We start from the raw sequence: 1,411 nt of genomic DNA, 5'->3' as shown, positions 1-1,411 counted from the left end.
CTAGTAGTGCTTCGTTACGTCGGGTGATCTCGCCTGATGGTGGGCATCTTCTGGTTATGAGGCTGGGGGAGGTGGAACGGCTCCGGGGTGAGTTGGCGGAGTTCGTTGCCGATGTGTTCGCTTCGTTTCCGCGGCGGGATCAGCGTCGGTGGGGCGGGTGTTATCTGCGGGGTTTGATGCTGGACGGGCGGCGTAAGTCGATCCAGCCGATGGCCGAGCGGTTGCCGGACGGGAACATGCAGGCCCTGCAGCAGTTCGTGAGTCAGTCGCCGTGGGATCCGCTGCCGGTGCGGCGGCGGATCGCCGAGCGGCTGTCCGAGGCGATCAGACCTGAGGTGTGGGTGGTCGACGACGTGTCGTTCCCCAAGTGCGGGACGGCATCGGTAGGGGTGGCCCGGCAGTACTGCGGTGCGTTGGGCAAGACGGCCAACTGCCAGGTCGCGGTCAGCGTCCACGCGGCCACCGACCTCGCGTCCTGCCCGTTGGAGTGGGAGTTGTTCCTGCCCGAGGACTGGGCGGCGGACGAGGGCCGGCGGCGGCGGGCCGGGGTGCCCGAGGAGATCGGGCATGTCTCCAAGACCCGTCTGGCTCTGGGCCTGCTCGACCGCCTCGCCACCTGGTTGCCGCGGGTGCCGGTCATCGTGGCCGATGCCGGCTACGGCCGTAGTGTCTCCTTCCGGCTCGCGCTGGAGGAACGCGGCTGGTCCTACGTGATGGCGGTCGACCCCAAAGAGGTCGCACGGCCTGCCACCGCCGACCCGTTCCAGCCCGCTTACGGCGGGCTCGGGCCGCCCACGCTGCCCCGCTACCGCGAGGCAGTCCGACCCCTGACGAGTTTCATCGGTGCGGGCACCTGCTTCCAGGAAGTCACCTGGCGCCAGGGAAGCAAGGGCACCATGACCTCGCGTTTCGCTGTCCTGGAAGTACGGCCGTCGGGCAAGGAAGCCTGCCGCACCGCCCAGGAACAGGCCGGCGGACGCAACCAGTGGAACGGGGTCCTGCCGCTGCGAACCCTGCTGGTCGAACAGCCCCCAGAAGCGAACGAGCCGACCGGCTACTGGATGACCAACTTGCCCGCCACCACCCCGATCGCCGATCTGGTGCGGTGGGCGAAGATGCGCTGGCGCATCGAACACGACTACCGCGAACTCAAGCACGGACTGGGCCTGGACCACTTCGAAGGCCGCACCTGGCGCGGCTGGCACCACCACGTCACCCTCGTCACCGCCGCACAGGCCTTCCTCACCCTGCGACGGCTCGACCCAAAAGCACACACGCCGGCCTGACGCTTTACCAAGTCCTGGACGCGCTCCAGGACCTGCTGAGGTGCTGGACCGGCACCTGCACCACCTGCGGCCGCACCCTGCCCAGCAACAGAACCAGACCCAGAACATAACGAAGCACTACTAGG

Annotated in this window: 1 protein-coding gene; it reads left to right on the top strand. The window is 68.0% G+C overall.

Features of this window, described 5'->3' with window-relative positions; all coding sequences use genetic code 11:
* Positions 1-56: 56 nt before the first annotated feature.
* Positions 57-1,286 carry an IS701 family transposase gene (locus AB0D46_RS38505; protein ID WP_362884757.1) on the top strand — a complete coding sequence of 410 codons (1,230 nt, stop codon included), beginning with the start codon at positions 57-59 and terminating at the stop codon, positions 1,284-1,286.
* Positions 1,287-1,411 lie beyond the last annotated feature (125 nt).

It is taken from the genome of Streptomyces sp. NPDC048383, from assembly GCF_040651775.1.
In the GTDB taxonomy this organism is placed as follows: domain Bacteria; phylum Actinomycetota; class Actinomycetes; order Streptomycetales; family Streptomycetaceae; genus Streptomyces.
The sequence above is the reverse complement of the archived record's forward strand: the minus strand, read 5'-3'. Positions and strand labels throughout refer to the sequence as shown.

Excerpts from the sequence above, each read along its gene's own strand:
- AB0D46_RS38505 (WP_362884757.1), top strand. The coding sequence starts at position 57 with ATGAGGCTGGGGGAGGTGGAACGGCTCCGGGGTGAGTTGGCGGAGTTC.